This window comes from Microbacterium sufflavum, from assembly GCF_023101165.1.
Lineage (GTDB): Bacteria > Actinomycetota > Actinomycetes > Actinomycetales > Microbacteriaceae > Microbacterium > Microbacterium sufflavum.
Window position 1 is genome coordinate 3,346,018 of sequence record NZ_CP078076.1, and the last position, 24,743, is coordinate 3,370,760.

Annotated in this window: 26 protein-coding genes; 4 read left to right on the top strand and 22 right to left on the bottom strand. The window is 71.0% G+C overall.

Features of this window, described 5'->3' with window-relative positions:
- From KV394_RS16265 to infC, 11 genes are all read right to left on the bottom strand, one after another.
- The gene (locus tag KV394_RS16265; protein ID WP_247981906.1) at positions 1-927 is read right to left on the bottom strand and encodes an amino acid ABC transporter permease; all 927 of its coding nucleotides are present in this window, start codon (positions 925-927) and stop codon (positions 1-3) included.
- Positions 924-1,571 carry an amino acid ABC transporter permease gene (locus tag KV394_RS16270; RefSeq protein ID WP_136034277.1) on the bottom strand — a complete coding sequence of 216 codons (648 nt, stop codon included), beginning with the start codon at positions 1,569-1,571 and terminating at the stop codon, positions 924-926. The genes KV394_RS16265 and KV394_RS16270 overlap by 4 nt, the downstream gene beginning before the upstream one ends.
- An 81-nt stretch (positions 1,572-1,652) precedes the next feature.
- Entirely contained in the window at positions 1,653-2,567 is a 915-nt protein-coding gene (locus tag KV394_RS16275; protein ID WP_136034279.1) for a glutamate ABC transporter substrate-binding protein, read from the bottom strand.
- A 42-nt stretch (positions 2,568-2,609) separates the two neighbouring features.
- Positions 2,610-3,356 (bottom strand): amino acid ABC transporter ATP-binding protein, encoded by a 747-nt coding sequence (locus KV394_RS16280; RefSeq protein ID WP_136034321.1) that lies wholly within the window; start codon positions 3,354-3,356, stop codon positions 2,610-2,612.
- A 273-nt stretch (positions 3,357-3,629) separates the two neighbouring features.
- Positions 3,630-4,589 carry a TAXI family TRAP transporter solute-binding subunit gene (locus KV394_RS16285; RefSeq protein WP_247981907.1) on the bottom strand — a complete coding sequence of 320 codons (960 nt, stop codon included), beginning with the start codon at positions 4,587-4,589 and terminating at the stop codon, positions 3,630-3,632.
- Positions 4,586-5,962: a sensor histidine kinase gene (locus KV394_RS16290; protein WP_247981908.1), complete on the bottom strand. Its 1,377-nt coding sequence runs from the start codon at positions 5,960-5,962 to the stop codon at positions 4,586-4,588. The genes KV394_RS16285 and KV394_RS16290 overlap by 4 nt, the downstream gene beginning before the upstream one ends.
- Before the next feature lie 3 nt (positions 5,963-5,965).
- Complete coding sequence (locus KV394_RS16295) at positions 5,966-6,637, bottom strand: response regulator transcription factor (protein WP_136034281.1); 672 nt, start codon at positions 6,635-6,637, stop codon at positions 5,966-5,968.
- 38 nt (positions 6,638-6,675) lie between these two features.
- The gene (locus KV394_RS16300; protein ID WP_136034283.1) at positions 6,676-7,488 is read right to left on the bottom strand and encodes a TrmH family RNA methyltransferase; all 813 of its coding nucleotides are present in this window, start codon (positions 7,486-7,488) and stop codon (positions 6,676-6,678) included.
- 84 nt (positions 7,489-7,572) lie between these two features.
- Positions 7,573-7,959 (bottom strand): 50S ribosomal protein L20, encoded by a 387-nt coding sequence (gene rplT / locus KV394_RS16305; protein WP_017202428.1) that lies wholly within the window; start codon positions 7,957-7,959, stop codon positions 7,573-7,575.
- 31 nt (positions 7,960-7,990) lie between these two features.
- Positions 7,991-8,185: a 50S ribosomal protein L35 gene (gene rpmI / locus KV394_RS16310; RefSeq protein WP_136034285.1), complete on the bottom strand. Its 195-nt coding sequence runs from the start codon at positions 8,183-8,185 to the stop codon at positions 7,991-7,993.
- 74 nt (positions 8,186-8,259) lie between these two features.
- Complete coding sequence (infC, locus tag KV394_RS16315) at positions 8,260-8,934, bottom strand: translation initiation factor IF-3 (RefSeq protein ID WP_136034288.1); 675 nt, start codon at positions 8,932-8,934, stop codon at positions 8,260-8,262.
- 207 nt (positions 8,935-9,141) lie between these two features.
- Between infC and KV394_RS16320 the strand changes: the two genes are divergently transcribed.
- Positions 9,142-9,540 (top strand): DUF1844 domain-containing protein, encoded by a 399-nt coding sequence (locus tag KV394_RS16320; protein WP_136035894.1) that lies wholly within the window; start codon positions 9,142-9,144, stop codon positions 9,538-9,540.
- Between the two features lie 18 nt (positions 9,541-9,558).
- Here KV394_RS16320 and KV394_RS16325 read toward each other — a convergent pair whose 3' ends face one another.
- Both KV394_RS16325 and priA read right to left on the bottom strand, forming a co-directional pair.
- Complete coding sequence (locus KV394_RS16325; protein WP_136035895.1) at positions 9,559-10,356, bottom strand: SseB family protein; 798 nt, start codon at positions 10,354-10,356, stop codon at positions 9,559-9,561.
- Positions 10,340-11,086 carry a bifunctional 1-(5-phosphoribosyl)-5-((5-phosphoribosylamino)methylideneamino)imidazole-4-carboxamide isomerase/phosphoribosylanthranilate isomerase PriA gene (gene priA, locus KV394_RS16330; RefSeq protein WP_247981909.1) on the bottom strand — a complete coding sequence of 249 codons (747 nt, stop codon included), beginning with the start codon at positions 11,084-11,086 and terminating at the stop codon, positions 10,340-10,342. Before priA ends, KV394_RS16325 begins: the two co-directional genes overlap by 17 nt.
- A 924-nt stretch (positions 11,087-12,010) precedes the next feature.
- On the opposite strand from priA, the gene KV394_RS16335 reads away from it, so the two are divergent.
- On the top strand, positions 12,011-12,877 hold the full coding sequence (locus tag KV394_RS16335; protein WP_240745374.1) for a MinD/ParA family ATP-binding protein: 867 nt from the start codon (positions 12,011-12,013) through the stop codon (positions 12,875-12,877).
- Between the two features lie 48 nt (positions 12,878-12,925).
- Here the strand turns inward: KV394_RS16335 and hisH are convergent, their stop codons facing one another.
- The 4 genes from hisH to KV394_RS16355 are packed head-to-tail and all read right to left on the bottom strand — an operon-like array spanning position 12,926 to position 15,669.
- A complete protein-coding gene (gene hisH / locus KV394_RS16340; protein ID WP_136034296.1) occupies positions 12,926-13,561 on the bottom strand; it encodes an imidazole glycerol phosphate synthase subunit HisH in 636 nt (211 codons plus the stop codon).
- Positions 13,558-14,175, bottom strand: a complete 618-nt coding sequence (gene hisB, locus KV394_RS16345; RefSeq protein WP_136034298.1) for an imidazoleglycerol-phosphate dehydratase HisB — start codon at positions 14,173-14,175, stop codon at positions 13,558-13,560. The genes hisH and hisB overlap by 4 nt, the downstream gene beginning before the upstream one ends.
- Positions 14,172-15,266: a histidinol-phosphate transaminase gene (locus KV394_RS16350; RefSeq protein WP_205812823.1), complete on the bottom strand. Its 1,095-nt coding sequence runs from the start codon at positions 15,264-15,266 to the stop codon at positions 14,172-14,174. Before KV394_RS16350 ends, hisB begins: the two co-directional genes overlap by 4 nt.
- 34 nt (positions 15,267-15,300) lie before the next feature.
- Complete coding sequence (locus KV394_RS16355; RefSeq protein WP_136034301.1) at positions 15,301-15,669, bottom strand: LysM peptidoglycan-binding domain-containing protein; 369 nt, start codon at positions 15,667-15,669, stop codon at positions 15,301-15,303.
- Between the two features lie 288 nt (positions 15,670-15,957).
- Here KV394_RS16355 and lexA point away from each other — a divergent pair, with 288 nt between their 5' ends.
- Complete coding sequence (lexA, locus tag KV394_RS16360) at positions 15,958-16,650, top strand: transcriptional repressor LexA (RefSeq protein ID WP_136034303.1); 693 nt, start codon at positions 15,958-15,960, stop codon at positions 16,648-16,650.
- Between the two features lie 55 nt (positions 16,651-16,705).
- Here lexA and metE read toward each other — a convergent pair whose 3' ends face one another.
- Positions 16,706-19,018 carry a 5-methyltetrahydropteroyltriglutamate--homocysteine S-methyltransferase gene (gene metE / locus KV394_RS16365; RefSeq protein ID WP_247981910.1) on the bottom strand — a complete coding sequence of 771 codons (2,313 nt, stop codon included), beginning with the start codon at positions 19,016-19,018 and terminating at the stop codon, positions 16,706-16,708.
- A 22-nt stretch (positions 19,019-19,040) separates the two neighbouring features.
- Positions 19,041-19,988: a methylenetetrahydrofolate reductase gene (locus KV394_RS16370; protein ID WP_136045909.1), complete on the bottom strand. Its 948-nt coding sequence runs from the start codon at positions 19,986-19,988 to the stop codon at positions 19,041-19,043.
- Between the two features lie 187 nt (positions 19,989-20,175).
- On the opposite strand from KV394_RS16370, the gene KV394_RS16375 reads away from it, so the two are divergent.
- Complete coding sequence (locus KV394_RS16375) at positions 20,176-22,044, top strand: S9 family peptidase (RefSeq protein WP_247981911.1); 1,869 nt, start codon at positions 20,176-20,178, stop codon at positions 22,042-22,044.
- Positions 22,045-22,053: 9 nt separating this feature from the next.
- Here KV394_RS16375 and smpB read toward each other — a convergent pair whose 3' ends face one another.
- The 3 genes from smpB to ftsE form a co-directional block, all read right to left on the bottom strand.
- Positions 22,054-22,530, bottom strand: coding sequence for an SsrA-binding protein SmpB (gene smpB, locus KV394_RS16380; RefSeq protein WP_136034311.1), 477 nt, complete (start codon positions 22,528-22,530; stop codon positions 22,054-22,056).
- Between the two features lie 62 nt (positions 22,531-22,592).
- Complete coding sequence (gene ftsX, locus KV394_RS16385) at positions 22,593-23,507, bottom strand: permease-like cell division protein FtsX (RefSeq protein ID WP_136034313.1); 915 nt, start codon at positions 23,505-23,507, stop codon at positions 22,593-22,595.
- Positions 23,504-24,592 (bottom strand): cell division ATP-binding protein FtsE, encoded by a 1,089-nt coding sequence (gene ftsE / locus KV394_RS16390; RefSeq protein ID WP_136034315.1) that lies wholly within the window; start codon positions 24,590-24,592, stop codon positions 23,504-23,506. Before ftsE ends, ftsX begins: the two co-directional genes overlap by 4 nt.
- Positions 24,593-24,743: the final 151 nt, after the last annotated feature.

The window sequence follows — 24,743 nt, forward strand, 5'->3', positions numbered from 1 at the left end:
TCAGAGACCCGGGCCGCCGGAGTTGTTCGCGTCGTGCTTGCCCAGTCCCCGCTGCATCACGATGAGCGACGTGTTCGTCTCGCCGTCGTGCTGGCGGGGGTCCGGCTCGGCCGGTCCCGCCTTCGGCGAGCGCTTCGCCCGACGCTGCAGCCGGTAGGCGATGTAGGAGAGCAGGAGACAGACCGCGACGTACATCGAGCCGCCGACGATCGCCGCCGGGATCAGCGGCGAGCCGTAGGGCGCCTGGTTGCCGATCTGGTTGATGACGTACAGCAGCTCCTGGTACGTGATGATGAAGCCGAGCGCGGTGTCCTTCAGCGCCACCACGAGCTGCGCGATGATCACGGGCATCATGGCCCGCACGGCCTGCGGGAGCAGGATGAGCGACATGACCCCCGTCTTGCGCAGACCGATCGCGTAACCGGCCTCCTGCTGTCCGCGCGGCAGCGACTCGATCCCGGCGCGCAGGACCTCGGCGAGCACGGAGCCGTTGTAGACGATCAGCGCGATGACCACGGCCCAGTAGGGCGGCATCTTGACGCCGAGCACGGGAAGACCGTAGTAGAGCAGCATCATCAGGATCAGGACGGGCACGGCCCGCAGGATCTCGATGATCCACCGCACGGGCTCACGCACCCAGGCGTGCTCGGAGAGCCGGCCGATGCCGAGGACGAAACCGAGCACGAGGGAGCCGACCCCCGCGACCGCGAAGGCGGCCAGGGTGCTCAGCAGTCCCTCGCCGAAGCGCACCCAGACCGCGGAGTAGGTGAAGATGTTCCACTTCTCGGGGGCGAACTGGCCGGTGGCGTACAACCGCCAGACCACCCAGCCGAGGACGGCCAGCACCACCAGCACCGTGACGGCGCCGATGAGACGGTTGCGGGCGACCGCGCGGGGCCCGGGGACGTCGAACAGGACGGAACTCATCGCGCGATCCTCCACTTGTTCTCGAGCACGCGCTGCACCCAGCTGAGCAGCAGCACGAGCACGACGAAGATGACCATGACCCACAGCAGCACGACCAGCGCGTTCTCGCCGCGCTCGCTCAGTGCCGCCCGGATGGTGCCGAGGTTGACCACCGAGAACCCGGCGGCCACCGTGGTGTTCTTCATGAGGGCGATCAGCACGCTCATGAGCGGCGGGACCACGGACCGCGTCGCCTGCGGGAGCACGACGTAGCGCATGACCTGGCCGAAGTTCAGTCCGATCGCCCGCGCGGCCTCCGCCTGCCCGACCGGGACCGTGTTGATGCCGGCGCGGATGGCCTCCGCGACATAGGTGGCGGTGTAGAGGCCCAGCGCGATCACGGCGAGGAGCAGGGCGTTGACCCGCTCCCCCAGCAGGATCGGGAGGCAGAACGCGAAGAAGAACATCACCAGCGTGAGCGGGGTGTTGCGGATCCAGTTCACGTACACGCCACCGACGGCGCGCGCGATCGGAACCGGCGACACCCTGGCCGCGCCCACGATGAGGCCGAGCACCACGGCGATGAGGCCACCGCCGAGGAACAGCGCGATGGTCCCCCACAGCGCTTCACCCCAGAGATCGAGGTGGTCTGAGATCACTCCCACTGCTGTGCCTTTCGGTTCGTTTCTACGTCAGATGAGGCGACGGAAGCGGGGCGGGCGACCGTGCCGCCCGCCCCGCGGTGATCAACCGACCGGGTCGACCTCGGGCTGCTCCGCCTTCACACCGGAGGCACCGAGGTTGTTGTCGAAGATCTGCTGCCAGATGTCGCCACCGTCGGTCAGCTGCGTGTTGAAGTACTCGACCAGCGCGTCGTCGCCCTTGGCCACGCCGATGCCGTAGCGCTCCTCGCTGAAGGGCTCGCCGACGACCTTCAGGTTGTCGGGGTCCTGCGCGGCGTAGCCGATGAGGATGGCCTCGTCGGTCGTGACCGCGTCGACCTGACCGTTCTTCAGGTCCTCGACGCACTTGGAGTACGTGTCGTACTCCTTGGTCGGGACATCGGGGTAGTTCGTCTTGATGTTCTGGATCGGGGTCGAGCCGGTCGCCGAGCACACCGTGGTGGACGAGCTCAGGTCGTCCACGCTCTCGATGTCGCTGTCGGCGCCGACGAGGAGGCCCTGACCGGTGACGAAGTACGGGCCGGCGAAGGAGATCTGCTCCTTGCGCTTGTCGGTGATCGAGTAGGTGCCGACGTAGTAGTCGATGTCGCCGTTGACGATGGCCTGCTCGCGGTTCGCGGAGGCGATCGCCTGGAACTCGATCTTCTCCGGGTCCACGCCGAGCGATGCGGCCATCCAGCGCGCGATGTCCACGTCGAAGCCGGTGCGGTCGCCGGTCACGGGGTCGAGGTAGCCGAGACCGGGCTGGTCCTCCTTGACGCCGACCTTGACGGTCCCCGACTCCGAGATCCGGTCGAAGGTCGGGCTGCCGTCGATGCTGACGTCCTCCAGCACCGTCCACGGCGTGGCGCTCGAGGTGTCCTCGTCGCCGTCCTCGGGTGCTCCGGTGCTGGACGGGGTGCCGCTGTTGCAGGCGGTCAGGGCGAGCAGCGCCGCCGCCGCGATCCCGATGCCTGCCAGTGTCCGTGTGCGTCGCATGTGCGTCTCCTTCGTGTGCTGTGGGTGCAGGGTCTGGTGGGGTCAGTGGGTGAGGAGCTTCGAGAGGAAGTCCTTGGCGCGGTCGCTCTTCGGGTTGGTGAAGAACTCCTCCGGCTTCGCCTCCTCGACGATCCGGCCGTCGGCCATGAACACGACACGGTCGGCGGCCTTGCGCGCGAAGCCCATCTCGTGCGTGACGACGATCATCGTCATGCCGTCCTGGGCGAGCTCGACCATGACGTCGAGGACCTCGTTGATCATCTCCGGGTCGAGCGCACTGGTGGGCTCGTCGAACAGCATGACCTTGGGCTGCATCGCCAGGGCCCGCGCGATCGCGACGCGCTGCTGCTGGCCGCCGGAGAGCTGCGCGGGGAGCTTGTTCGCCTGCTGCGCGACGCCCACGCGCTTCAGCAGCGTCATCGCCTCGGCCTCGGCCTCCGACTTCTTGAGGCCGCGGACCTTGATCGGCCCGAGCGTCACGTTCTCCAGGATCGTGAGGTGGGCGAAGAGGTTGAACGACTGGAACACCATGCCGACGTCGGCGCGCAGGTGCGCGAGCGCCTTGCCCTCGGCGGGGAGCTCCTTGCCGTCGATGCGGATCGAGCCGCTCGTGATCGTCTCCAGGCGGTTGATCGTGCGACACAGCGTCGACTTGCCCGACCCGGACGGGCCGATCACGACGACGACCTCGCCGGTGTTCACGGTCAGGTCGATGTCGCTGAGCGCCTGGAACTCGCCGTAGTGCTTCTGGACGTTCTCCACGACGACGAGAGGGGTTTCAGAGGTCATCATTTCTCCAAACTAGCCACGCGTTGCGCGCGGTTCCAGGCACCACGGTGAGGTTTACACGTTCGTAATCACCTGATCGCGGCGACAATGCGGCAGTGCAGGGTCGCCCCACGGCCCGCCCCCTCGGGCCGTGGGATCGCCCTGCTGCCACGCTCCCAGCGACAGCAGGCAGCAGGTGTCCGATCGTGTGCGATCGACCTCACCCTGGCAGAGCTGCTCGGGTGCCGTCCGACTTCTTGAGGATTTCTTGAGCAGCCGGACGGCCGCCGCGGATCACCCCCGCAGGTCGCGGTAGTACTCCTGCGCGCCGGGGTGCAACGGCACCGGACCCGTGAAGATGGCCGACCTCCGGTCGAGCAGCGCCGCCGCCGGCACCTGTTGCGCGAGAGCCGTCCTGGCATCGAACAGCGTCGCCAGCACATCGCGCACCACCCCCGCGGGCGTCGAGCCCGCCGTGACCAGGTAGTTCGGCACGGCGAGGGTGGTGACCGCGGCAGCGAGCCCGTACGTCCCCGCCGGCACGTCGGCAGGCCTGTACGCGTGCGAGTAGCGGTCGTTGACCTCGTTCACCCACTCCTGCTCGATCGGCAGCAGGCGCACGTCCGCGGTCCGTGCCAGCTGCGCGATCCCCGGGGTCGGCAGCCCGCCCACCCAGAAGAACCCGTCGATCTCGCCCTCCGCCATGGCCGCGATCGACGCACCGAGGTCGAGCTGGGGGTCGCGGATCGACGCCGCGTCCACCCCCGCCGCGTCCAGCACGCGCCCCGCGATCACGTTGACCCCCGAGTTCTCCGCCCCGAGCGACACCGTCATCCCGGCGAGATCGGCGAGGTCGTGCACCGGGGAGTCACCGCGCACGACCACCTGCAGGTACTCGTCGTACAGCCGTGCGACCGCCGTCACGTCCTGCGGCTCGGCGAAAGCTCCCGTCCCGGCCACCGCGTCGGCAGCGGCGTCGCCCTGCGCGAACCCCAGCAGCGCCTCCCCGGCGCTCACCCGCAGCAGGTTGTCGACCGATCCGGCCGTCTGCTCCGCCACCAGGTCGACCGTCCTGGCGCTCGACACCGCGTCGGCCACCGCGGTGCCGTAGGCGAAGTACACACCCGTCGAGCCTCCGCTCGCGATCGTGTACTCCTCGTCGCCCCACTCGCCCGACCGGGTCGCACACGCCCCGAGCGTCAGCGCCAGGCACGTCACGAGCAGTCCGGCGAGCAGGCGCCCCACCCGGCTCACGCGGCGCCCTCCGCGGGGAGCACCAGCGCGACCAGCAGCCCGCCGCCGTCGGCCGAGCTCACCCGCAGCTCTCCGCCGACCGTCGTCAGCAGGTCCGTCGCGATCGCCAGCCCCAGGCCCGTGCCCGGCTGGTCGCCGCTGTCGGCGCTGCGCCAGAACCGATCCGTCGCCGCCTCCGCGTCCTCCCGGCTGAGCCCCGCCCCGTGGTCGCGCACCGTGAGATGGCACCCGTCGGCGTGGCGCCGCGCCCCGATCTCGATCGTGCCTCCGGCGGGCGAGTACTTGACGGCGTTGTCGATCGCCGCGTCCAGGGCGGCCTCCACGATCGTGCGGTCCGTGATCGTCATCACCGAGTCCTCGCCGGTGCGGTGCAGCGTCATGCCCCGATGCTCGGCCACGTCGCGCCAGGCCTCCAGCCGCCGCGACGCCACGGCCGCCAGGTCGACGGCCGACAGCGTGGAGTCCGTGCGCCCGCCGCGGGCCAGCCCGAGCAGCGTCTCCAGGATGCGGCTCATCCGCCGGCCCTCCTCACGCGTCTCCTCCACGTCGGCGTCCCACTCCGCTCCGAGGCCGGTCGCGAGGTGCTCGACCCGCAGCAGCAGCGCGTTCAGCGGGTTGCGCAGCTCATGCGAGGCGTTCAACGCGAACTCCTGCTGCCGCGTCATCACCCGTTCGATCTCGTCGGCCATGCCGTTGAACACCCGCGTCATGCGCCGCAGCTCCGGGGGCCCGGTGTCCTCTGCGACCCTGGCATCCATCTCGCCGCGCTCGATCGCCACCATCGCCTCGTCCAGCCGTCGCACCGGCGAGAGCACCCACCGCGCGAGCCCGGCCACGAGAAGCACGCCGAGCCCGCTCAGCACCACCACGACGGCGCCCAGGAGCAGCGTCTGCTGCAGGATCGCGGCGCGAGGACGGTCGACGTCGCCGGCCACCAGCACCGCGCCGATCACGTCACCGTCGTCGAACACCGGCTCCACGAGCGCCGCATCCGGTACGGCCCACGGCGGCGCGGGCGCGGGCTGCTCGGCGCGACGGCCGGAGAGCGCCAGCCGCACGCGCTCCGCATCCGCCTCCGACAGCACCGCGTCGCCGTGCGCGCCCGCGGCCCACGCGGCCCCCGCGAGGTCGAACACGGTCACCTCGATGCCGTACACCTCCTGGAAGCGCCGTTCCTCCGCGTCGACCACCGCGGGGCTGCCCGAGCGCAGCGCCTGTCGTGCGCTGGTGACGAAGTAGCCGAGGTCGCCCAGCTGCTCGGTGTAGAACGCCTGCTGGACACTGCGCGACGCGCTCCACGCCGCCACTCCCCCGAGCGACACCAGGACCGCGACCAGCGGCACCAGGAACATGACGATCAGGCGACGGCGCACGACTCAGGACTCCGCGAGGCGGTAGCCGACACCGCGCACCGTCTCGATGAAGCCGCGGTCGCCGGTCTTGCGCCGGATCGCCGCCACGTGCACCTCGAGCGAGTGCCCGAAGCCGCGCCAGTCCGTGTTCCACACCTCCCGGATCAGCCGCTCCTTCGGTACCGCCACCCCGGGGTAGCGGGCGAGCACACCCACGATGTCGAACTCCTTGCGGGTCAGGCCCACCACGGCGCCGTCGACCCGCACCTCGCGCGCCACCAGGTCGATGTGCACGCTCCCGTCGTGCAACAGCACCCGGGTGTCCGCCTCGGTGCGCAGGGGACGGGAGCGTCGCGTCACGGCCTCGATGCGCGCCAGCAGCTCGTGCACGTCGTACGGCTTCACGACGAAGTCGTCCGCGCCCGCCCGCAGCCCCTTGATGCGCTCGGCCACCTGGTTGCGGGCGGTCACGATCACGATCGGCACGTCGGAGCGCCCGCGGATGCGACGGCACAGGTCGATGCCGTCCACGTCGGGCAGCCCGAGGTCCAGCAGCACGACCTCGGTGTCGGCGTCCACGAGGGTGAGCGCCTGCGCACCGTCGGACGCCCGCACCGTCGCGTACCCGGAGCGCGCCAGGAACGCCTCCAGTGCCGCCGCGACCCGCTCGTCGTCCTCGACGATCAGTACCCTCATCGCCCCCGCTTCCCCGCTTCCCCGCTCTTCCCGCCCGCTCAGCCCGTCGGCGCCGCGCGCTGCGCGAACGCGCTCTCGTACAGGCACACGCTCGCCGCCGTGGCGAGGTTGAGCGACTCCGCACGACCGAAGATCGGCAGCCGCAGGACGCGGTCGGCGAGCTCCAGCGCCTCGTCCTCCAGGCCGCGCGCCTCGTTGCCGAACAGCCAGGCGGTGGGCTCGGCCAGCACGCCGTCCGCGCGGGCCCCCAGCAGGTCGTCGCCCTTCACATCCGCCGCGAGGATGCGCAGACCGGCGGCGTGCGCGCGGTCGACGACATCGGGCAGCTCGGCGCCGACCGACACCGGCAGGTGGAAGAGCGAGCCCGTCGTCGCGCGCACGACCTTCGGGTTGTAGGGGTCGACCGTGCGTCCCGTCAGCACCACGGCGTCCGCTCCTGCGGCATCCGCGGCGCGGATGATGGTGCCCAGGTTGCCCGGGTCGCGCACCTCCTCGCAGATCGCGACCAGCCGGGGCGACGCGTCGAAGATGTCGCGCACCGAGGTCGGGGTCTGCCGCACGACAGCGACGAGGCCCTGCGGGGTGACGGTATCGGCCATCGCGTGCAGCACGTCCTCGGTGACGTATTCGACCCGCACGTCGGCGTCGGCCGCCTTCGCCCGGATGTCCTGATGCCGCTCCCAGCCGCCGGGTGTCGCGAACAGCTCGACGATCGCCTCGGGGCGGTAGGTCAGCGCCTCGCGGACCGACTGCGGTCCTTCCAGCAGGAACAGCCCGGTCTCGGTGCGCGCGCTGCGCTTGGTCAGCTTGGCGACGGCACGGACTCGGGGGGAACGAGGGTTCTCCAGCACGATCTCAGTCTAGGGCGACGACGACGCCCGGAAACGCGGAACGGGCGCCTTCCCGCAGGAAGACGCCCGTTCGGAGCGAGATGCTTACGCAGCCGACTTCGGCGCGTTGACGTCGGAGGGCAGAGCCTTCTTCGCCGTCTCGACCAGCGTGGTGAACGTGGCCGCGTCGTTGACCGCGAGGTCGGCGAGCATGCGACGGTCGACCGTGACGCCCGCGAGGCCGAGGCCCTGGATGAAGCGGTTGTACGTCATGCCGTTCTGACGCGCGGCGGCGTTGATGCGCTGGATCCAGAGGCGACGGAAGTCACCCTTGCGCTTGCGACGGTCCCGGTACGAGTAGACCAGGGAGTGGATGACCTGCTCCTTGGCCTTCCGGTAGAGGCGCGAACGCTGACCGCGGTAGCCGGAGGCGCGCTCGAGGATGACCCGACGCTTCTTGTGGGCGTTGACTGCCCGCTTGACTCTTGCCATTTTCCTGTGTTCCTATCGTGCGTTCGGCGCGTCAGCGACCGAGAAGCTTGTTCGCGACCTTGGTGTCAGCCTTCGACAGCACCTGGTCCTGGTTCAGACGACGGGTGCGACGGCTCGACTTGTGCTCGAGGTTGTGGCGCATGTTCGCCTGCTGCTTCTTCAGCTTTCCGCTGCCGGTGATCTTGAAGCGCTTCTTAGCACCCGAGTGGGTCTTCTGCTTCGGCATCTTCTCTTCCTTCGTGATGGCGCCTTCTCAGGCGACGGTGTCTACCCGCGTTGCGGGAGTTCGTGGGGCGGATGTCACTCCGCGGCGGGTGCGGCCGGGGCGGCCGAGTCGCTCTTGGCGTCGCGGGCAGCCTGCTTGTTCGCCGCACGCTGCGCGTCGCGCACCGCGTTCTGCTCCTGCTTCGCCTCGGACTTGCTCTTGATCGGCGCGACCACCATGACCATGTTGCGGCCGTCGATCGTCGGGTTCGACTCGACGGTGCCGAACTCGGCGACGTCTTCCGCGAACTTGCGCAGCAGGCGCACACCCTGCTCCGGGCGCGACTGCTCGCGACCGCGGAAGAGGATCATCGCCTTGACCTTGTCGCCGGCCTTGAGGAAGCCCTCGGCGCGCTTGAGCTTCGTCGTGTAGTCGTGCGCCTCGATCTTCAGTCGGAAGCGGACTTCCTTGAGGATCGTGTTCGCCTGATTACGACGCGCTTCCTTCTCCTTCTGGGCGGCCTCGTACTTGAACTTGCCGTAGTCCATGATCTTGACCACGGGCGGCTTCGAGTTCGGGGCGACCTCAACGAGGTCGAGATCGGCTTCCTGTGCGAGACGCAGCGCTGCCTCGATGCGGACAACGCCGATCTGCTCACCCGAGGGGCCGACGAGGCGGACCTCGGGGACTCGGATGCGCTCATTGGTGCGGGGATCGCTGATGCGGAGCTCCTTAGACGATGTGATTCGGCCACCGTGATGCGGATGCATCCCGGGCGAAATCGAACTCGTCTCCCACCCGCCGGCACTCAGACGCCGGCTCCACACCCTGTCTACCGGTCCTCTCGTGACGAGTGAACCGGCGGAGTGCAAGACCCGGTAGCCTGGAACGGCAAGCGCGGGTGGGAAGTGAATCCTCTTTCGTTCCAGAGCATGACGCTCCGGAGCCCGCCAAAGTCTAACAGAAGGCAAGGCGAAGTGACGAACCAGGCACCCGACGAGGCGGCACGCGAGCGCGAAGAGCGCTGGGCACGACAGGAGGAGGCGGCCTCGTCCGCGGTTCGCGACATCGCGGACGTCCCCGCCGTCGAGGTCATCACGACCGCGGCCGTGCACCTCATGAGCGCCGCCGCCGTCAAGCTCGGCCTGGCCGACGAGCCCGACGCGGCCGAACAGCTCGACCTCGACGAGGCCCGCAAGCTCATCAACGCCCTCGCCGGGCTCATCACCGCCGGCGCCCCCGAGATCAGCGACATGCACGCGCGGTCGCTGCGCGACGGCCTCCGCTCGCTCCAGCTCGCGTTCCGCGAGGCATCGACCATCCCCGACCCGATCGGCAAGGGCCCCGGCGAGAAGTGGACCGGCCCGGTCACCTGAGCCGGCGCCCGTCGCGGTTCAGGCGCTGCGGCGGAGCTTGACCGTGAGCGAGTCCGCGAGCACGGCGATGCGGTCGTCGGCCGCCCAGCGCTGAGCCAGACGACCGAGCACGGCGTCGAGCACCTCGCGCTCGAGCCCGTCGACCAGCTCGAGGATCACGACCAGCTCGGGCCCGCGCAGGCGGGCGTCGGGGTCGCCCGCGGCCACGGCCACGTCGATCACCGCGAGCTCGTGCGCGACGCTCTCCTGCAGCGCCGTGAACACCTCGGGCGACAGGAAGCTCGGCTCCCACGCGTGCCCCTGCGCGACCGCCCAGACCGCGGGGCGCCGGATCACGAACTCCGTGTCGGACGTGGGGTCGAGCACGATCAGGTCGGTGTCCTCCGCGGATGCGGCCAGAGCCGCACGCACCGCCTCCACCGGGATCGGTCGCGCCGTCGCGTCCCACCGCTGCATCGCCTCGACCGAGGAGAACACGGGCTGGACGCGCCGGCCATCGGGCGCCGCGACCGTGACGATCGACAGCTCCTGGGTCTTGTCGACCGCGAGCCCGCTCGGCGCGACCCCCTCTTCGCCCTTCTCCGCGATCAGCGGGATCAGCACGCGCGCGGCGCGGAAGGCGTCGACGACCTCCGCCTGCGATCCCTCGCCCGCCCGGAAGCGCTGAAGGGCGTCGAGCAGGGCGGGATCGGCGGAGCCGTCGTCGGCCGCGTGCGGGTTCGACTCGAAGCTGCGGCCCTCCCACGGAACACCCGCGGAATCGGCGTGGTTGTGCGCCTCCGGGCCGTGGCCGTGGGGGTCAGTCTCCGGCGACATCCAGCGCCTCGGCCAGGGTGAAGGCTCCGGCGTAGAGCGCCTTGCCGACGATGGCGCCCTCGACGCCCAGCGGCACCAGCTCGCGCAGCGCCGCGATGTCGTCGAGGTTGGAGACCCCGCCGGAGGCCACGACCGGCTTCGGCGTGCGCGAGGTCACCTCGCGCAGCAGCTCCAGGTTCGGGCCGCGGAGCGTGCCGTCCTTCGTGACGTCGGTGACCACGTAGCGGCTGCAGCCGGCATCCTCCAGGCGCTCCAGCACCTCCCAGAGGTCGCCGCCCTCCTTGGTCCAGCCCCGGGCGGCGAGAGTGGTGCCGCGCACGTCGAGGCCGACCGCGATCGCCTCGCCGAAGCGGCTGATGACGTCGGCCGCCCACTCCGGGTTCTCCAGCGCGGCGGTACCGAGATTGATGCGCGCCGCGCCGCTCTCGAGCGCCGCCTCCAGGCTCGCATCGTCGCGGATGCCTCCGGAGAGCTCCACGTTCACGCCGCGGAACTGCTTGATGACCCTGCGCAGGATCGGTGCGTTGCTGCCGCGGCCAAACGCCGCGTCGAGGTCGACCAGGTGGATCCAGGAGGCACCCTGCGCGACCCACTCCCCTGCGGCGTCGAGCGGGTCGCCGTAGCTCGTCTCGGTGCCCGCCTCGCCCTGAGTGAGTCGGACGGCCTTGCCGCCGGCGACGTCCACCGCGGGGAGGAGCGTGAGCGAAGGTGACTGCGCGAAGTCGTTCATGGGGTCCTTGGTTCGGGTGGCTCTGCGGCCCGAGCGGGCGCGACACACGAGGCTACCGCGGCGGTCGGCACCCACTCAAATGCATGACGCCGGCCATCGGTCGCAGCGGCGCCGCCGTCCATGCCTGACATTTCGTCGGGTAACATGCTACGGATGTCAGCGCGAGAACCAGGGCCCCCGTCCGAGTACCGACGCGTCCGAGCCGACCAGGAGATCGCCGTCCCCCGCCCCCGGTCCGCCGTCCGCGGCTCGGCCGCTCCCCGCCCGGCCGCCGAGTCGTCCGCCTCCCCGGCGCCGTGGCCCGCACGCGCTTCGGGGCGCGCGTCCCAGTCCGCGACCCCCGCGGTCACCCCCACCCGCGCACCCGCACAGATCGCGGCAACCACGCGCGCCGCGACACCGTCACCGACCTCGGCACCGGTACCGGCCTCGGCAACGGAACCGAACGCGATACCGACACCGACACCGGTACAGACACCGACACAGGCACCGACACCGACACCGACACCGACACCGACACCGACACCGACGGTGACCGCGACACCGACACCGACCGCGACGCCGGCACCGGCACCGACACCGACCGCGACACCGGCACCGACACCGGTACAGACACCGACACAGGCACAGATGCCGGCTGTGGCGCCCACCCCCACCAGCACACCGGCAGAGATCATGACCCCCGCCCCCGCATCCGCATCCGCCCAGTCCCCCGAACCCGTCGCGTCCCCTGCCCACGCATCCGCATCCCCCCGGTCCCCCGAACCCGCCGAGTCCCGCGCCGCCGGATCCGCCGACGCTTCCGCGCAGAACGCATCTGCGCACGCCGCATCGTCAGGGCGAAGCCGCCGTCGCTCGCCGCAGCGCGAGACCACGACCCGCCCGTCCTTCCTCACCGAGGAGCTTCCGGCCGAGCCCGCCCGGATGGGGTTCCGCGGCGCCCTCAACCGCATCGGCATGGACTTCGGTCCCGGCTCCGTCGAGGAGGCGTTCCGCCGCGACGAGGCCGCTGTGAGTCGCCAGTGGTCCGGGCCGCGCACGATCGCGATCGTGAACAGCAAGGGCGGCGCGGGGAAGACACCCACCACAGCGCTTCTCGCCGCGGTGTTCGCCCGGTTCGGGGGTGCGGGCGTGCTCGCCTGGGACAACCACCAGACGCGCGGGACCCTCGGCTGGCGCACGGAATCGGCATCACACCGCAACACCCTGCGGGAGATGCTCTCCGACAGCAGCCGCCTGATCAGCCCGGGCGCCCAAGCCGCTGACCTGGCGGACTACGTTCATCACCAGCCGCGCGACCGGTTCGACGTCCTCCGCTCGCAGCCGCCACGCCTGGCACACGACGATCGCCTGGGCCCGGCCGAGGTCGACGTGCTGCACACGGTGGCCTCCCGGTTCTACCGACTCATCTTCGTCGACTCGGGCAACGATGAGACCGACCCGCTGTGGCGCCGGATGATCGACCACACGGATCAGCTCGTGGTCGCGACCACCTCCCGCGGAGACCACGCCGAGGCCGGGGCCCTCCTGCTCGAGGCCCTCGCCGAACGCGACGAGCGCTCGGCTCACCTCGTCGAGCAGGCGGTCGTGATCGTCTCGCAGGCCGATCCCCACGCGACACCGACCGAGATCGGCGCGGTGTCCGACGGGTATCGCTCGCTCTGCCGAGAGGTGCATGCGATCCCGTTCGACCGGGAGATGGTCGACGGCCCGCTGCGCTACACCGCCCTCGCCGGACGGACGCAGCGAGCGTGGCTGTCGGCGGCGGCCGCCGTCGCCAGAGGGCTCTGACGCCGAGCGGCCGGACCGGCCGCGTGCGACAGCCCCCGGCTCACGGGCTCAGAGGCTGGTGACCCAGTTGCGCAGCAGCTGGATGCCCGCCTCGCCCGACTTCTCCGGGTGGAACTGCGTCGCCGACAGCGGTCCGTTCTCCACGGCCGCCAGGAAGGGATCGCCGTAGGTGGCCCAGGTCAGCACCGGCTGGGGGAACGGCGGGATCACGTCGAGCTCCCACGACTGCGCCGCGTAGGAGTGCACGAAGTAGAACCGCTCCTCCTCGATGCCGCGGAACAGCACCGTGTCCTCGCCGGGGTCGACCGTGTTCCAGCCCATGTGCGGCAGCACGGGAGCGTTGAGCTCGGTGACCGCGCCCGGCCACTCCCCCAGGCCCGCGGTGTCGTGGCCGCGCTCGACCCCGTGCTCGAACAGCACCTGCATGCCGACGCAGATGCCCAGCACGGGGCGACCGCCCGCGAGACGCCGCCCGATGATCTCGTCGCCCCCGTGCGCGTGCAGCGCATCACGCACGGCCTGGAACGCCCCGACCCCCGGCACGACGAAGCCGTCGGCCTCGAGCGCCTCACTGCGGTCGCGCGTGAGCACCGCGTCGGCGCCCGCAGCCACGAGCGCCTTGACCGCGGAGTGCACGTTGCCTGACTCGTAGTCGAAGACCGCGACGCGGGGTGCCGCGCTCACAGGGCCCCCTTGGTGGACGGGATGCCGTCGACGAGCGGGTCGAGCGCCTTCGCCTGACGGAACGCGCGCGCGAAGGCCTTGTACTCCGCCTCGGCGATGTGGTGCGGGTCACGGCCGCCGAGCACGCGCACGTGCACCGTCAGCGCCGCGTTGAACGCGATGGCCTCGAAGGAGTGGCGCACGAGCGAGCCCGTGAAGTGCCCGCCGATGAGGTGCTGCTCGAAACCGACGGGCTCGCCCTCGTGCACGAGGTACGGACGACCGGAGATGTCGACGACGGCCTGCGCCAGCGCCTCGTCGAGCGGCACGAGCGCATCGCCGTAGCGGGAGATGCCCGCCTTGTCGCCCAGCGCCTCCAGGATGGCCTGACCCAGCACGATCGAGACGTCTTCCACCGTGTGGTGCGCGTCGATGTGCGTGTCACCGGAGGCGCGGACGGTGAGATCGGTCAGCGAGTGCTTCGCGAACGCCGTCAGCATGTGGTCGAAGAACGGCACCGAGGTGTCGATGCGGCTCACCCCGGTGCCGTCGAGGTTCAGCTCCAGCTCGACGGTCGACTCCGACGTGCTGCGCACACGACGCGCGGTGCGGGCGGGGTTCGCGGGGGTGGTCATGATGCCGATCCTATCGAGGCCAGGGCGTCCAGGAACGCGGTCGTCTCGGCCTCGGTGCCCGCGCTGACGCGGAGGTGGCCGGGGATGCCGACGTCGCGCACGAGCACGCCGCGGTCGTACAACTGCCGCCACGTGGCCTGCGGGTCGGCCACGCCACCGAACAGCACGAAGTTCGACCAGGACTCGTGGGGCGTGTACCCCAGTGCCTCCAGCGTCGCTGTGATGCGGTCGCGCTGCTCGACGATCTCCTCGACCATGCCGAGCATCACGTCGGCGTTGCGCAGCGCCGCCACCGCCGCGGCCTGCGTGAGCGCGCTCAGGTGGTACGGCAGCCGCACGAGGCGGAGCGCGTCGATGAACGCGGGGTCTGCGGCCAGGTAGCCGACGCGCGCTCCGGCGAACGCGAAGGCCTTGCTCATGGTGCGCGACACAGCGAGCCGCGGACGGCCGTCGAGGAGCGTGAGCGCGGACGGCGCGTCGTGCGGTGCGAACTCCTGATACGCCTCGTCGACGATCACCACGCCGCGCGCGGCCTCGTAGACCGCCGCGACGACGTCGAGCCCGAGCGGCGTACCGGTGGGGTTGTTGGGCGAGCACAGGATCACCACGTCGGGGTCGGCGGCGCTCACCTGTTCCGCGGCTTCCTCCGGGGTGATCGAGTAGTCGGGGTGCCGGGTGCCGGCGACCCATGACGCACCCGTGCCCTGCGCGATCAGCGGATACATCGAGTAGGTCGGAGCGAAGCCGAACGCCGTCCGCCCCGGTCCGCCGAACGCCTGCAGGATGTGCTGCAGCACCTCGTTCGAGCCGTTGCCCGCCCAGATCTGCTCGGCCGTGAGCCCGTGACCGAGGTAGTCCGCGAACGCCTCCCGCAGCGTGGTGAACTCCCGGTCGGGATAGCGGTTGACGTCGCGGATCGCCACGGCGATGTCGTCGAGGATGTCACTGGCGACCTCGTCAGGAACGGGATGCGTGTTCTCGTTGACGTTGAGGGCGATCGGGAGCGGTGCCTGCGGTGCGCCGTACGGAGTGAGTCCGCGCAGATCGTCGCGCAGCGGGAGATCGTTGAGGGAGAGGGTCACCCTATCCATGTTAAGAGGACGAGGCGGCACCGACGGCCATGCGTCACTCCGCGTACTGCGCCGGGATCGCGAGCTCCTGACCGATCTGGATCTCTCCGCCGCGGAGCAGGTTCATGCGGCTGATGTCGCCGATCACGTCGCGCGGGTCGGCCTCGGGAGCGATCGAGCCGGCGATCGACCAGAGGGTGTCACCGGGCATGACCGTGATGGTCTCGACGGCGGCCACGGGCTTGTCGGCACCGGAGGCGATGGCGCTGCCGCCGCTGATCGCCGCGAAGGCGATGCCGACGGCGAGCGGGACGGACGCGACCGCGAGCAGCACACCGCGACCGCGAGCCGTGAGCCGGAGCCGCGTGGCCGGACGGGCCGTGGCGGAGATCGCGGTCGCGGTGCTGAGGCTGATGGTGCTCATGTCTGCTCCTTCACTGTCCCGGCGCCGCGAGGGCCCGGGGAGGTTGGCGTAGCGTTCGCATCCGCGACTCGGCCGGGAGCCGTGAATGCGAAGCTACGTTCCGAAGATATCTTCGAGTTCGAACATCTGTCAAGCTGTCTTCGAAACCCTGTCCACGAATCGTCCGACACGCTCGAACAGATCTTCCAGATCGGCGCGATTCTCGGATACGGTTTCGACAAGGACACCCCACCACGGGCCACCGACATTCGAAGAGCGACGTCGGATCTCACGCACTGAAGGAGCATCATGAGCGAGACCACAGCCCCGGAGTCGGAGGCGCCGCGGACCCGCCGTCGCAAGAGCCTCAGCCCCAAGCAGATGGCGATCCTGGAGGTCATCCAGGCCGCCATCGCCCAGAACGGCTACCCGCCGAGCATGCGCGAGATCGGCGACGCCGTCGGGCTCAAGTCGCTCTCCAGCGTCACGCACCAGCTCGGCCAGCTGGAGCTGAGCGGCTACCTGCGTCGAGACCCGGGCAAGACGCGGGCCATGGAGGTGCTGATCGACCTGCCCGGCACCGGCTCCGGCGCCGAGAACCCGGCCGATGTCACGACTCCCGTCGGCGACGCCGCGCTCGTGCCCCTCGTCGGCCGCATCGCCGCCGGCGTGCCCATCACCGCGGACCAGCAGGTCGAGGAGATCTTCCCGCTCCCCCGGCAGCTCGTCGGCAAGGGCGACCTGTTCATGCTCAAGGTCTCCGGCGAGTCGATGATCGACGCCGCCATCTGCGACGGCGACTGGGTCGTCGTCCGCTCGCAGCACGACGCCGAGAACGGCGAGATCGTCGCGGCGATGCTCGACGGCGAGGCCACCGTCAAGGTGCTCCGTCGCCGCGATGGACACACGTGGCTGCTGCCGCGGAACACCGCCTTCGAGCCCATCCTCGGCGACGAGGCCGTGGTGCTCGGCAAGGTCGTCGCGGTGCTGCGAGCCGTCTGACCCGGACACGACGAAGGCCCTCCCCGATCGCTCGGAGAGGGCCTTCGTCACATCATCAGACCGAGGCGCCCACCTCGGCGCGCACGCGGCGCGTGGCCTCGACGATGTTCCGCAGCGACGCGGTGGTCTCCTCGTAGCCGCGGGTCTTGAGGCCGCAGTCCGGGTTGACCCAGAGCTGCCGCGTGGGGATCTCCTCCACGGCGCGACGCAGCAGGGACTCCACCTCCTCCACCGCGGGAACCCGCGGGGAGTGGATGTCGTAGACGCCGGGGCCGATGCCGTGGTCGAACCCGGCCTCGGCGATGTCCGCGACGACCTCCATCCGGCTGCGGGCGGCCTCGATGGACGTGACGTCGGCGTCCAGCGCGCGGATCGCGTCGATCACGACACCGAACTCCGAGTAGCAGAGGTGCGTGTGCACCTGCGTGCCCGGTGCTGCCCCACCGGTCGCCAGACGGAACGACGCCACCGACCAGTCCAGGTAGGACGGCTGATCGGCCTTCTTCAGCGGCAGCAGCTCGCGCAGGGCCGGCTCGTCGACCTGGATCACGGCGATGCCCGCAGCCTCGAGGTCGGCGATCTCCTCGCGCAGCGCCAGGGCGACCTGGTTCGCGGTCTCCCCCAGCGGCTGGTCGTCGCGCACGAACGACCACGCGAGGATCGTCACCGGCCCCGTGAGCATGCCCTTGAGGTGCTTCGCGGTGAGCGACTGCGCGTATCCGGACCAGTCGACCGTGATCGGTGCCGCCCGGGAGACGTCGCCCCACAGGATCGACGGGCGTGTGGCGCGGGAGCCGTACGACTGCACCCACCCGTGCTCCGTGACCGCGAAGCCGTCGAGGTTCTCGGCGAAGTACTGCACCATGTCGTTGCGCTCCGGCTCCCCGTGCACCAGCACGTCGAGTCCGAGGTCCTCCTGCAGCGACACGACCGCGGCGATCTCCCGGCGCAGGAAGTCGTCGTAGTCGTCGCGGGGGATCTCACCGCGCGTGAACCGTGCCCGTGCGCGACGGATGTCGGCGGTCTGCGGGAACGACCCGATCGTCGTCAGGGGCAGGACCGGGAGGCCGAGCGCCTCCTGCGCACTCTCCCGCTCCTCGTAGGACACCCGCGAGAAGTCGGCGTCGACCAGCGCCCGCTCGCGCACCGCGCCGTCGCGCACGCCGGGCGCATCCAGCCGGTCGCGCAGGGCCGCCGAGGCCTCGTCGAGCTCGGCGGCGATCGCCTCGGGGCCGTGCGACAGCCCGCGGGCCAGCACGCCGACCTGCTGCACCTTCTGATCGGCGAACGCCAGCCACGACACCAGGCGGGGGTCGAGCGAGGTCTCGTCGGCGACGTCGTGCGGCACGTGCAGCAGCGAGGTCGAGGTGGAGGCCGACACGGCCGCGGCCCCCAGGTCGCGCAGACGCTCGAGCGTGGCGAACGCCGCGGCCAGGTCGCCCCGCCAGATGTTGTGCCCGTCGATCACGCCGCCGACGAGCGTCTTGTCCGCGAGACCCTCCGCCACGGACGGCACAGCGCCACGGACCAGGTCGACCGCGATCGCCTCGACGGGCGCGGCCGCGAGGACCGGGAACACGGCGTCAAGCGCCGCGTACGGGGCGGCGACGAGGATCGACGGACGGTCCTCCGCTCCCCCGAGCACGGCGAGTGCACGTTCGGCCGCGGTCGCCAGGGCGGCGGTGTCGGCGGGGAGCGACTCGCTCACGAGCGCCGGCTCGTCGAGCTGCACCCAGGTCGCTCCCGCGGCCCGGAGGCGGGCGAGCAGCTCCCGGTACACGGGGAGCACGTCGTCCAGGCGCGACAGCGGATCGAAGCCCTCGGGGGCGTCGTCCGAGGCCTTCGCGAGCGCCAGCAGGGTGACCGGGCCGACCACGACCGGGCGCGTGGTGAAGCCTGCGGCAGCGGCCTCTGCGACCTCGCGCACGAGCCGGTCGCTGGACAGCGAGAACACCGTCTCCGGACCGATCTCCGGCACGAGGTAGTGGTAGTTCGAGTCGAACCACTTCGTCATCTCCAGCGGCGCGCGCTCCCTCTCGCCCCGCGCGATCGTGAAGTACGCCGGGAGGCCGACCGTGCCGTCGGCGGCGCGCAGGTGCTCGAAGCGCGAGGGGATCGCGCCCACGGTCACCGCGGCGTCGAGCACCTGGTCGTAGAACGAGAAGGACTCCGGGATCGCGGAGTCGTCCCGACCGAGGCCGAGCGCGGCGAGCCGCTCTCGGGTGGCGGCGCGCAGCTCGGCGGCCGTGCGCTCCAGCTCCTGCTCGTCGATGCGGCCCGCCCAGAACGCCTCGACGGCCTTCTTGAGCTCGCGGCGACGGCCGATGCGGGGGTAGCCGAGGATGGTTCCCTCGGGAAATGCGGTCATGGTGTTTCCTTTCGGCGGGGGTCTAACGGCGCAGAGCCGGGAGGATGCCGGCTTCGGCGAGGACGGTGAGGACGGTCTCGTGCTGGTTGAAGGCGTAGAGGTGCACGCCGGGGGCGCCGCCGGCCACGACCTGCGCGGCCAGGCGCGCGGCCCAGGCGATGCCGATCTCGCGGCGCCCCTCGGCGGTCGGCTCCACGTCGAGGGCGATGGAGAGCTCTCCGGGCAGCTCCTCTCCCGTGAGCTCCAGCACGCGGGAAAGCCGAGCGGGCGAGGTGATGGGCATGATGCCGGGCAGGATCGGGATGGTCACCCCGGCCGCGCGGGCACGCTCCACGAAGGCCAGGTAGTCGTCGGCGTGGAAGAACAGCTGCGTGATCGCGAACGTCGCACCGGCGGCCTGCTTCGCGAGCAGGGCCTCCACGTCCTGCGTGCGGTGGGTCGCCCGCGGGTGGCCCTTCGGGAACGCGGCCACCGCGATGTTCACCCTCCGCCGCGGCGCGACCCGGGCGGCACCGGGGATCCCGGGAACCGGCGACTCCTCGTACGGCGCACGCTCGGCCTGCACGCGGTCGATCAGCTGGACGAGCTGGGCCGCGCTCTCCAGGTCGCCGAGGAAGTCCTCGGTCTGCCCGGCGGGCGGGTCGCCCCGCAGGGCGAGGAAGCTGAGGATCCCCGCGTCGAGGAACTCGCGGATGAGCGCGGTCGCCCCGGCGTAGGTGTTGCCGACGCACGTGAGATGTGCGAGGGGCTCGACGTCGGTGTGGGTGCGGATGAAGCGCAGCACGTCGAGCGAGCGCCCCCCGGTGGAGCCGCCGGCACCGTAGGTCACCGACAGGAACTCCGGACCGGCTGCGGCCAGGCGCAGGACGGTCTCGTGCAGCGCCTCCTCGCTCGACGCGTTGCGCGGGGGGTAGAGCTCGAAGGAGAACGGCACGCGGGCGGTGCCGGTGGTGTCGATCTCGGTGGACATCTTCACTCCTGGGGACAGGGGGCCGGGGCGCGCGGACGGCACGGGAGGCGTGTCGTTCGCGGGCGGGTGCCGGGCTCGGCTGTCGCTCCACGCCCTGGACGAACCGGGCGTTTCCAGCAACCTAGAACAGCCCCGCGCGGGCCCGCACGTGTGTGACGCCGTGTGTCGGTCCGCCTAGGCTCGAGGCATGTCGTCGCTGCCCTTCGGTTCCTGGCCCTCCCCCTTCACCGCCGCGTCTGTCGCGATCTCCGCACCGCGCATCGACGGCGCCCGGTTCGCCGGGTCGGAGATCTGGTGGGGCGAGTCCGTGCCGGCCGAAGCCGGACGCGTGACCGTACGCAGCTCCTCCGGCGCCGAGATCCTGCCGGCTCCGTGGAGCGCGCGGTCGCGCGTGCACGAGTACGGCGGCGGGGCGTGGACGGCCGGCGACGGTGCGCTGTTCTTCGTCTCGGGCGCGGATCAGCGCGTGCATCGCCTCGTCCCCGGGGGCGAGCCCGAGCCGCTCACGCCCGCCGGTGCGTCGTACGGCGGACTCCGACTGCAGAGCGGACGACTGCTGGCCGTGCGCGAAGACCTCCGTCCGGACCCGCACCGGCGCGGCATCGTCGAGATCCCGGTGGACGGCTCCGCGGCCGAGGACGACGGCGCGCTCCGGGTGATCGCGGAGGGCACGGGCTTCTTCGCGCACCCGGCGCTGTCGCCCGACGGCACGCGGGTGGCCTGGGTCGAGTGGCACGAGCGGACGATGCCGTGGGACGAGGCGCAGCTCGCGATCGCGTCGCTCGCCGACGGCGAGGTCGTGCGCGTCGCGTCGTCCGCGGCCCTGCAGCCGGAGTGGCTCGACGACACCGCGCTCGTGTACGCCGACGACACGTCCGGGCGCTGGCAGGTGCAGCGCCTTCACGTCGACGGCGTGACACCCGCAGCCGCGCCGGTCGCCCTGACCAGGACCGACGCCGACACCGGCTACGGCCTGTGGGTGCTGGGCAACCGGTGGTTCCAGCCGCTGGCGGACGGACGCGTGGTCGCCGTGCGCACGAACGGCCGCGACGAGGTGCACGTGCTCCCGGCGGACGGCACGACGAGCACCGCGCTGGACCTCCCCGCCGACGGGCACGTGAGCGTGGACGACGTGTCCGGCTCCCGCGTGCTGCTCAGCGGCAACAGCTCGGGCACCACGCCCGGGGTGTGGTGCGTCGACCTCGACTCGGGCCGCGTGCAGGCCGTGGCGGGCGGGGTCCCGTCCGATCCGGAGTGGATGCCCGGCGCGCAGCCGATCGTGGTGGACGGCGCGCACGGCTCGGTGCACGCGTTCGCCTACCCGCCCGCGAACCCCGCGCACACCGCGGCTCCCGGCGAGCTTCCGCCGTACATCGTGTTCGTCCACGGAGGACCGACCGCGCATGTGACGGGGGCCGCGTCGTCCGAGGTCGCGTTCTTCACGAGCCGCGGCATCGGCGTGCTCGATGTGAACTACGGCGGCTCCACCGGCTACGGCCGCGCCTACCGCGACCGCCTCGTCGGGCAGTGGGGTGTGGTCGACGTGGACGACGTGGTCGCCGCCGCGCGGGGCCTGGCCGATGCGGGGCTCGCCGATCCCGCGCGCATCGCGATCCGCGGCGGTTCGGCCGGCGGCTGGACCGTTCTGTCGGCGCTGGTGCGGGGCGGGACCTTCGCGGCGGGCATCAGCCGCTACGGTGTGGCGGACCTGCGCCTGCTGGCCGCCGAGACGCACGACTTCGAGGCGCCGTACCTCGACGGTCTGGTCGGGCGGCTGCCGGAGGACGAGCACGTGTACGTCGAGCGTTCACCCCTCACGCACGCCGACCGGATCGACGTGCCCGTGCTGCTGCTCCAGGGCGGCGAGGACCGCGTGGTGCCTCCGTCGCAGTCCGAGGCGATCCGCAACGCCCTCGCCGCGAACGGCATCGAGCACGAGTACGCGCTGTATCCGGCAGAGGGGCACGGCTTCCGCAGCGCGGAGAACATCGTGGACGCTCTGCAGCGCGAGCTCGCGTTCCTCGGCCGCGTGTTCGGCTTCACCCCGGCGCCCTGACGGCGCGGGCTACTCGCCGACGCGGTTGCGCAGGCGCATGGCCCGCTCGGCCTCGCGCGTGTCCTGCCGCTCGCGCAGCGTCTGCCTCTTGTCGTACTCGCGCTTTCCCTTCGCGAGAGCGATCTCGACCTTGGCCCTGCCGTCGGAGAAGTAGAGCTTCAGCGGGATCAGGGTGTAACCACCGGCCGAGACCGCGTGGGAGAGCTTGGCGATCTCCTCACGGTGCAGCAGCAGCTTGCGGATGCGCTTGGCGGAGTGGTTGGTCCAGTGCCCCTGCGAGTACTCCGGGATGTGCACGGCGTCGAGGAACACCTCGTTCCCCTTGACGAACGCGTATCCGTCGCTGAGGTTCGCGCGCCCCTGACGGAGTGACTTGACCTCGGTGCCGGTGAGCACCATTCCCGCCTCGTACGACTTCTCGATGGTGTAGTCGTGACGCGCGCGACGATTGGTCGCGACGACCTTCTCCCCGCGTTCCCTGGGCATGATGCTCTCCTGTTGCCGTGACGAGCTCGACCGAGGATCCGGCCGAGCAGCCTTTCAGGGTATCAGGTGCGCAGCCAGCGACGGATCGCGAAGCCGGCCGACAGCGCCGCCAGCACGACGCCGATCCCCACCAGCACGGGCACCACGAGGAACGCGTCGTTCATGGTGACCCAGGTCGTGATGAACGGGACCCGCCCGCGCAGGTAGCCGTTGACGCCGAAGTGCACCCCGGCGACGACGGCCGCGCACGCGAGCGCCGAGCCGAGGAAGGCTGCGAAGACGCCCTCCAGCACGAACGGCGTCTGGATGAACCGGTTGGATGCGCCCACCAGGCGCATGATCCCGATCTCCTTGCGTCTCGCGTAGGCCGATAGTCGGATGGTCGTCCCGATCAGGAGGGTCGCGGCGATCAGCATCAGCACGGCGATCCCGACCGCGATGTAGGTCGCGACGGTGAGCGCGGAGAACAGCGGCTCGAGGTACTGCAGCTGGTCCTGCACCTGCTCCACGCCCGCCTGTCCGCTGAACGCCTCGGCGAGCACCTGCGACTGCCCCGGATCCTTCATCGTCACGAAGAACACCTCGAACGCCTGGTCGGGCGTGAGCACGCTCGCCTGCTCCTCGCCCACCTGCTCGACGAGCTTGGCGTACGTCTCCTCTTTGGTGTCGAACGTCATGGAGCTGATCAGCGGCGCCAGCGCGTCGCCCTCGAGCTGGGCGCGCACCGCGGCGACCTGCTCCTCGCTGGCGGCGCCGTCGACGCAGGTGTCCGACTCCGACACCGCCGAGCACATGTACACCGCCACCTGGGCACGCTCGGCCCAATAGCCCCGCATCACGCCGATCTGGGACTGCATGAGGATCGCCGCGCCCACGAAGGTCAGCGACACGAACGTCACCAGCACGACGGAGATGACCATCGAGATGTTGCGACGGAGACCCACGAGGGCCTCGGTCAGGATCAGGCCGATTCTCATGAGGTCGGGCCCACTTCCTCGTCGTCCTGGTCGGAGAGGCCGAGACGGTCGGCCACGCCGAGCTCGGCGACGTCGACCTCCGGCAGCACGATCGGGTGCGTGCGGGGGGTGGCCGGACGCTCGACCGGAGCCTTCTCCGCGGCCGGGGCACGCTCCGCCTCATCCGGCGGTTCCACCACTCCGCGACGCGGCGGCTCGGGCGGCTCGACCACCTGCGGCTCACGTTCCGGCTGCGGGGCCGCGGCTGCGGCGGCGCGGCGCTGCGCGTCGAGCTCCTCCGCCAGGGCGGCACGCACCACCGACAGGTCGGCGGTCTGCCGCTGCACCTCCTGCACCGCGGTGAGGGCGGCCGCGGCGGCGGCTCCCCGTACCTCCTCCGGCGCGAGTCGCGGGATGTTCGAGGTGTCGCCGTAGCCGCCGTGGACCTCGTCGCGCACCATCTCGCCGTCGCGCAGCTCGATCACGCGGCGACGCATCTGATCGACGAACCCCGCCTCGTGCGTGGCCATGAGCACGGTCGTGCCACCGGCGTTGATGCGGGCGAGCAGCTGCATGATGTCGACGGAGGTCGCGGGGTCGAGGTTTCCGGTGGGCTCGTCGGCTAGCAGCACCTGCGGACGGTTCACGAGGGCACGGGCGATCGCGACGCGCTGCTGCTCACCGCCGGAGAGCTCGTGCGGCATGCGCTTCTCCTTGCCCTCGAGCCCGACCAGCGCCAGGGCCTCGGGCACGGCCTGCTGGATGAAACCGCGCGAGGAGCCGGTGACCTGCAGCGTGAACGCGACATTCTGGTGCACGGTCTTGGACGGCAGCAGGCGGAAGTCCTGGAACACGGAACCGATGTGGCGACGGAAGTAGGGCACCTTCCGGTTCGCGAGGGAGCGGAGATCGCGACCGAGGACGGCGACGCGACCACTGGTGGGCACGTCCTCCCGCAGGATGAGCCGCAGGCAGGACGACTTGCCCGATCCCGAAGCGCCGACGAGGAAGACGAACTCCCCGCGTTGCACTTCGAAGTCGACTCCGGACAGGGCGGGCTTCGACGTCCCGCGGTAGCGCTTCGTGACGTTCTCGAACCGAATCATGGCGATTCGAGCCTAAGCGCGGGCTCTGCGCTGACCCGCTGCGACACCCCGCGCGGCCTCAGGCCGTCGACCTGTGCAAACGGTGTCGGCGTCGCTGCCCACTGCTATACATGGAGAGTCGATTCGCGTCACCCACGCGAGCGCGCACACG